This window comes from Mesorhizobium sp. B2-3-7 (genome assembly GCF_006442695.1).
GTDB lineage: Bacteria > Pseudomonadota > Alphaproteobacteria > Rhizobiales > Rhizobiaceae > Mesorhizobium.
Map to the genome: position 1 here is coordinate 264,056 of NZ_VFVV01000009.1, position 7,720 is coordinate 271,775.

Sequence of the window (7,720 nt, forward strand, 5' to 3'; positions counted from 1 at the left end):
GGATTGAAAACACGGAATGCGCGGCGCGCACACCGCCAAACCTCCTTATCAGGATAACTGATGGAGTTGATTAGTCATGCGACGAGGGGCGATCGACGGCATAGCAGTCGGCGGGAAGGCCAGGCAGGCGGGTGCTGATCGCGTTGGTCAGCACTTCCGCGGTACGCGTGGCGAAAGCCTCGGGGAGGTTTCCGAGCTCCCGCTCGCGCGCGACCAGAAGGATGTTGCGCGACAGCCCGGTGAACGGCAAGGGATGGACGTCAATCTCCATACCCTCCGCCAGCCCGTCGATGAGCAGGGTCGGCGTCAGGATCGCAAAGCCCATGCCGGCCGCGACCGGCGCCATCACCACGCTGGAGCGGTCACCTTCCATAGCACGCGGGATCTCGATGCGCAGGCGGCTCAGATGCTGGTCGACGCGCAGGCCAACCGGCGTCTCGCGCGAGAAGCGCACGAAGGCGAGCTTCTTGGAGAGCTTGACGATGTCACCGACATCGCCGGCAAAACCCTTTGGCGTCACCAGCAGGAATTTTTCGGTCATCACAGGATAACGTGTCAGTCCCTCAATCTCGAACAGCTCGCCGGAGGTGACGGCGAGGTCGGCGCGGCGGGCCCGCAGCAAGGCGACGTGGTCGGTCGCCAAACCCGCGAACAGGCTGAGCTCGGGAATGCCGAAACCCTTGCGGGCAAGGACCGAAAGCGCCGGCGCCAGCGTTGTCGCGATCGACGCCAGAAGCGCGATGCGCAACAGCGGCAGCGGTGCTGCATTGACGCGCCGCGCGTCGGTGCGCAGGCCCTCGACCTCGGCCAGTATGGCAACGGCGCGGCGATGCAGCGCGATGCCGGCTTTGGTGAGCTCGATCGGCCGCAAATTGCGATCGATCAGGCTGACGCCGAGCGCGCTTTCCAGGTTCTTCAGATGCTGCGAAGCGGCCGATTGCGTCATGCCCAGCATCTGTGCCGCCTGGGTGACGTGCCTGGTCTCGACGATGGCGACGAAAACCTCGATCGATCGGAAAAGGTTGAAATCGAAACTGCCGCTCTTCACCCGCAACTCCGCCCGTGAAGCATCATAAGTTTTCCTAATGTTGCGAATTTGGGTTGAGCGCAAGTGGTTTAGCGGGAAAAGATCGCGCTGTTCCAATCCAGCGAAGGTATCCCACAAGGTGAATGGCAGCGCACGCATCGTGATCATTGGCGGCGGTGTCATTGGCCTCGGCATAGCTTATCACCTTGCCGAACTGGGCGTGAGCGATGTCGTCCTTCTGGAGCGCCACCAACTGACCAGCGGCACATCCTGGCACGCCGCCGGAATCGTCGGTCCGTTACGCGCCAGCCTCAACCTGACAAGGCTGGCGCAATATGCGACCGAGCTGTTTCCACGCCTCGAGAAAGTGACGGGCCAGGCGTCCGGCTACCGCCGCACCGGCGGCCTGTGGCTGGCGCGACGTGCGGAGCGCATGGACGAACTGAAGCGCATCGCGCATTTGGGCGATGTCTGCGGCCTCACCGTTGAGATTGTCGATCAGGCGGGCGTGGCCGAGCACGTGCGCGGCATCGTCACCGATGGCGTCGAGGGCGCGCTGCGGGTCGAGGAAGACGGCCAGGCCAATCCAGTTGATATCTGTGCGGCCTATGCAAAACGGGCCCGCGCCGCCGGTATCCGCATCCTCAAGGGGTTAGCCTGTTCGGGCATCGTGACCCGCAACGGCCGGGTCGCTGGCGTCAAGCTGGCCTCCGGCGCCACCATCGATTGCGAGACCGTCGTCAACTGTGCCGGCGCCTGGGCGCGCGATATCGGCGCGCTCGCCGACGTTCCTGTGCCGCTGCAGGCCGTCGAGCACATGTATGTCGTGACGGAGCCGATCGCCGGCCTGCAGGATCCGTTTCCCATCCTGCGCGACCTCGACGAAGGCATCTACATCAAGGGTGATTCGGGCAAGCTGGTGCTGGGCGGCTTCGAGCCGAACGCCAAGCTCTTCGACGTTCGCGGACCGGTTGGCGACAGGCCATTCCTCGAACTGCCCGAGGATTGGGAGCAGTTCGAGCCTTTCATGTCGGCCGGGCTGAAACTCCTGCCGGCGCTGTCGCAGACCGGCATCAGGCACTTCATGAATGGCCCGGAGAGTTTTACCCCCGACACGCGGCCGCTGATGGGCGAGTCGCCCTATCTGCGCGGCTTCTATGTCGCCGCCGGCTTCAACTCGACAGGCATGATGTCGTCGGCCGGCGCCGGCAAGGCCATGGCCGAATGGATCGTCGACGGCGAGCCCAGCCTCGATCTGTGGGCGCTTGACATCGCCCGCTTCGACCGCGCCGCCGCGGCGCGCTCTTTCGTCGGCGCCAGGATGGAGGAAGCGGTTGCCGACCTCTTCCGCATGCATTGGCCTTACAAGCAGGCCGCCGCCGGGCGCGAGGTGCGGCGTTCCGCCTTTCACCGTACGTTCGCCGAAGCGGGTGCTGTGTTCGGCGCGCCGACCGGCTGGGAGCGACCGCTCTGGTTCGGCGGCACGGAGACGCGCGGCTATTCCGTCGGCGCTCAGAAATGGTGGAGCCCGGCCAAGGCCGAAGCCGAGCGAATGGCGCAAGGCGTTGGCCTGTTCGAGCTTTCGCCCTTCACCAAGATCGATGTGCGTGGACGCGACGCGATCCAGCTGATGCAAAGCCTGTGCGCGGGGGACGTCGACAGGCCCGAAGGCCGCGCCGTCTATGCGCAGATGCTCAACGCACGCGGCGGCATCGAGGCCGATGTGACGGTCACGCGAGTCGACGAGCACGGCTTCCGGGTTATTTCAGGTGCCGCGACCAGACAGAAAGATTTTGCCTGGATCGCGCGCCATGCTGAGGATCTTGGTCTCAACGTCTCGGTCTTCGACGCCACGTCCGCGGAGGCCGTTCTCGGGGTCATGGGGCCGAATTCGCGGGCGCTGCTGCAGAGCCTGACTGACGTCGATCTTTCGGACGCAGCCTTCCCGTTCTCGACTTCGCGCCGCATCGACATCGGCACCGCGAATGTGCGGGCGACCCGAGTCAGCTTTGTCGGCGAGCTCGGCTTCGAGCTTTATGTGCCGGTCGAACACGCCGAGAGCCTGCTTGCCATGATCGTCTCAGCGGGCGGCGCCCATGGCCTGACCTTTTGTGGCCACTACGCGCTGGATGGCTGCCGGTTGGAAAAGGGCTATCGCCATTGGGGCCATGATATCGGGCCGAAGGACACGCCGCTGGAGGCGGGCCTGTCCTTCGCGGTGTCCTGGAAGAGGGATGATTTCATCGGCCGCGATGCCCTGCTGAAGCAGAAGGCCGATGGCCTGAAGCGCCGGCTCATGCATTTCGCCGTCGACGGCGACAATCCGCTTCTGCTGCATGACGAACCGATCTATCGCGACGGCAAACTTGCCGGGTTGACGACGTCAGGTGGCCTCGGCGTTCGCACGGGGCTCAGCCTTTGCCTGGGCTACGTTGCCTGTGATCCAGGCGAGACGAAAACGCAGCTGCTTGCCTGCGACTACCAGATCGCGGTGGCCGGTGCGCGCTACAGGCTGCGCCCACTCGACAAGCCACCCTATGACCCAACCGGATCGCGCATGCGCGTAAGCGCGGAGGAAAATTCATGAGACAACAGGCCCGCGTGGTCGTTATCGGCGGCGGCGCCATGGGCGTGTCGCTGCTCTATCACCTGGCCAAGCGCGGCTGGAGCGATGTCATGCTCGTCGAGAGGCAGGAGCTGACAGCAGGCTCGACCTGGCACGCCGCCGGGCTCTGCACGCATTTCGCCCACAATGCGACGATCATGGAGATGCGCGCGCATTCGGTGCGGCTCTATCGCGAAATCCTGACCGCCGAGACCGGGTTGCCGACAGGTTTCCACCCAAGCGGCGCATTGCGCATTACGCGCTCGCCGGAGCGCATTGACGAATTCCGCCATGTGCAGGGGCTTGGCCGGTTCGTCGGCCATGACTTCCACATTCTCAGTCCCGATGAGCTCAAGCAGATCTATCCGCTCTGCCATACCGACGGCATCATCGGCGCGATCTACGAGCCCAATGACGGTCATGTCGATCCGACGCTGGCGACCAACGCAATGGCCAGCGGCGCGCGCTCGCGCGGCGCCGAGATCGTGCGCCACAATCCGGTCCTGGCAATCGAGCGCAAGCCATCGGGCGAGTGGCTGGTCCGCACACAACAGGGTGACATTGTCGCGGAGCATGTGGTGAACGCGGCCGGCACATGGTGCCGCGAGATTGGCGCCATGATGGGGCTCGACCTGCCCGTGGTGCCGATGCTGCACCAATATGTCGTGACCGATACCGTCCCCGAGATTGCCGACCGGATCGCCGCCGGCGCCAAGGAACTGCCGATCATCCGCGATCCGGAAGAAAGCTGGTATCTGCGCCAGGAGCGCGACGGCTTTATCGTCGGCCCCTATGAAAAGTCGGCTCACCCCTGGGCGGTCGATGGCGTGCCACCAGAATTCGGCATGGACTTGCTGCCGCCCGACCTGGATCGGGTCGAGCACATCATCGCGCTGGCGATGGAGCGTGTCCCGGCACTCGCCAATGCCGGCATCAAGACGGTGGTCAACGGGCCGATCACCTTCACGCCGGATGCCAATCCGCTGGTCGGTCCGGCATTCGGCCTCGGCAATGCCTGGCTGCTCACCGGCTCAAGCATGGGCGTGATGGAAGGCGGCGGCGCCGGTCGCTTTCTCGCCGACTGGATCGTCGACGGATCACCGCCAATGGATGCGCTTGCCATCGACCCACGCCGCTTCGGCAATTATGCCGACCGCGACTATCGCATCGACAAGGCGGTGGAAGGGTTCGGCCTGCAATTCGGCATCCACTATCCCAACGAGGAACGCGAGGCCGGCCGCCCGCGCCGCACGACGCCGGCGCTCGAACTTCAGAGAAGCCAGGGGGCAGTGCTGGGCGCCGCCTATGGCTGGGAGCGGCCGAACTGGTTCGCTGCCAACGGCGCCGACCGTGACCCGCCACTGACCTTCCGCAAGCCCGGCTGGTTCGACGCGGTGCGCGGCGAGTGCCGTGACGTGCAGGCCAGCGTCGGCGCCATCGACCTTTCGGCCTTCTCCAAATTCGAGATCGGCGGACCAGGCGCCAGCGCCTTCATGGCTTCGCTCGGCGCCAACCGACCACCGGAACGTCACGGCCGCATCGGGCTCATTCACGCGCTGACGGCAAAGGGCGGCGTGGCGTCGGAATTTACCGTGACCCGACTCGGCGACGATGGGTTCTACTTGACCAGCGCAGCACTTGCGGAGCGACATGACGAAGGTCTGCTACGCTCACGCGCCGCAGCCTTTCCAGGTGTGACGATCGACAACGTCACCGAGAGGCGCGGCGTGCTCGGCGTGATGGGGCCGCGTGCCCGTGACCTCTTGGGAAAGATCTGCGAAGCCGATCTATCGAATGCTGCATTCCCCTGGCTTTCCGCGCAGATCATCCGCGTGGCCGGCATCAAGACGGCAGCGCTCCGGGTCTCTTATGCCGGTGAGCTCGGATGGGAACTGCACGTTCAGTTGGCGCAGTTCGGCAAGCTCTACGAAGCGATCACCAAGGTCGGAACGCAGTTCGACCTGCGTCCGTTCGGCATCTACGCGCTCAACGCGATGCGGTTGGAAAAAGGTTATCGTGCTTGGGGCGCCGACCTGACCACCGAACGTACGCCGCTGGAGGCTGGGCTGGGTGCGCTGGTCAAGACTGACAACCGGACGTTCGTCGGCCGTGAGGCGATGCTGGAGCGCATCGGCGAAAGCGCCTGGTCCATGCTGCTGCTCGAGATCGATGACGACGGCGAGAGGCTGCCGTTCTACGCCCACGCCGTGGTGCAGGCGGGGCGCCCGGTCGGGGTCGTTACCTCCGGCAGCCACGGCTTCCGCACCGGCAAGACCGTTGCGCTCGCCTATCTGCGACCCGGTGTTGCGGCTGAAGGCCTGACCGTCTCGATCCTCGGCAGGGAACTGACGGCGCGGGAGCTGAAGAAAGCGCCTTACGATCCGGACAATCTGCGGCTGCGCGGCCTTCAGGCCGATGCGCCGGCCGCCTTCATGCCTGCCTGATCACGGAGACGAAAATGGACAAGGACGCGATGATCGACGCTCCAGCGCCACGAAGCGGGGGCCGAGCGGGAAGGCAAGGCCAGCGCCTGGCCCAGCAGGCGCCGCGGCGTGCCTACATCAGCCGGCGGATCGGCACGTTCAATATCCTCGACGAGGAAGGCCTGAGCCTGATCGAGGCGAATGCCGACCGGCTGCTCAAGGAGGTCGGCATGGAGTTCCATGACGATCCCGAGATCCTCGACATCTTTCGCGATGCAGGCGCCGACGTGCAGGGCACCAGGGTTCGCTTCGAGCCCGGCATGTGCCGCACGATCATCCGCGCCACCGCGCCTTCGCAATTCAAGCAGCACGCTCGCAACCCAGCCAACACGGTGGTGATCGGCGGCGACAACACCGTGCTGTGTCCGTCGTGGGGACCGCCCTTCGTCCACGATCTCGATCGCGGACGGCGCTACGCCACGATTGCGGACTTCCGCGATCTGGTGAAGATCCATCAGATGATCCCGCATCTACATCATTCGGGCGGCGTCGTTTGCGAGCCTGTCGACCTGCCGGCCAACAAGCGTCATCTCGACATGCTCTACACCCACATCCGCCATTCGGACCGTGCCTTCATGGGCGCGTTCATCGGTTCGAGGCGAGCACAGGACGCGGTCGACATGGCCAAGATCGTCTTCGGCGAGGAGTTCGTCGCCAACAACGCTGTGCTCTACAACGTCTCCAACACCAATGCGCCGCTGGTGCTCGACGCCAACATGTCGGGTTCGCTGAAGGTCTGCGCCCGCAACAACCAGCCGGTCGCCTGCACGCCATGGACGCTGGCCGGCGCGATGAGCCCGTGCACGGTCGCCGGCACGCTGGCGCAGGTGCTGGCCGAGGCGCTCGCCTGTCTCAGCCTCGTACAGCTGATCAACCCCGGCGCGCCCTGCCTGATGGGAAGCTTTGCCAGCACGATCTCGATGCAGAGTGGAGCGCCGACATTCGGGACGCCGGAAGCGGGCAAGATGGTGCTCGCCTGCGGGCAGTTGGCGCGTCGCGTCGGCGTGCCGTTCCACACCGTCGGTTCGCTGTCGGCCTCAAAGCTTCCCGACGCACAGGCCGAGCAGGAAGCGACATGGGGCATATTGATGTCGATGTTTGCCGGCGCCAACGTGATCAACCACGCCACCGGCTGGCTCGAGGGCGGACTGGTCACCGGTTTCGAAAAGACGGTCATCGACGCCGATCTCTGCGGCAAGGTCGCCAGCCTGTTCGAAGGCATCGATCTGTCGCTCAATGCGCAGGCGATGGAGGCGATCGAAGCGGTCGGGCCGGGATCGCATTTCCTGGGCAGTGCGCATACGCAGTCCAATTTCCTCTCGGCCTTCTATCGCTCCACCAGCAGCGACAACAATTCCTTCGAGCAATGGAACGAGGACGGCCGGCTCGACGCCGCGCAACGCGCCAACCGGCAATGGAAGAGGCTGCTCGACGACTACCAGGATCCGGGGCTCGATCCGGCGATCGACGAAGCGCTCCGGGCCTTCATCGCCAACCGCAAGACCAGCGAGCCGGACCAGGCTTATTTCTAGAGCGGGATGAATTTAGGTTGGGCATATCCGGCCTCAGTGAAGTAATTTCGGCATTCGGTTGAAGTGACCGTGC

The 7,720-nt window shown here is 64.8% G+C and carries 4 protein-coding genes; 3 read left to right on the forward strand and 1 reads right to left on the reverse strand.

What is annotated here, in order from left to right; translation table 11 throughout:
* Window positions 1-70: 70 nt before the first annotated feature.
* A complete protein-coding gene (locus FJ940_RS19660) occupies window positions 71-1,048 on the reverse strand; it encodes a LysR family transcriptional regulator (protein ID WP_140500683.1) in 978 nt (325 codons plus the stop codon).
* 118 nt (window positions 1,049-1,166) lie between these two features.
* On the opposite strand from FJ940_RS19660, the gene FJ940_RS19665 reads away from it, so the two are divergent.
* From FJ940_RS19665 to FJ940_RS19675, 3 genes are read left to right on the forward strand one after another with little or no spacing between them, the layout of a single operon-like run.
* Entirely contained in the window at window positions 1,167-3,614 is a 2,448-nt protein-coding gene (locus FJ940_RS19665; protein ID WP_210242430.1) for an FAD-dependent oxidoreductase, read from the forward strand.
* Window positions 3,611-6,076 carry an FAD-dependent oxidoreductase gene (locus FJ940_RS19670; RefSeq protein ID WP_140657598.1) on the forward strand — a complete coding sequence of 822 codons (2,466 nt, stop codon included), beginning with the start codon at window positions 3,611-3,613 and terminating at the stop codon, window positions 6,074-6,076. The genes FJ940_RS19665 and FJ940_RS19670 overlap by 4 nt, the downstream gene beginning before the upstream one ends.
* Before the next feature lie 14 nt (window positions 6,077-6,090).
* Complete coding sequence (locus FJ940_RS19675) at window positions 6,091-7,647, forward strand: trimethylamine methyltransferase family protein (RefSeq protein WP_246671046.1); 1,557 nt, start codon at window positions 6,091-6,093, stop codon at window positions 7,645-7,647.
* Window positions 7,648-7,720: the final 73 nt, after the last annotated feature.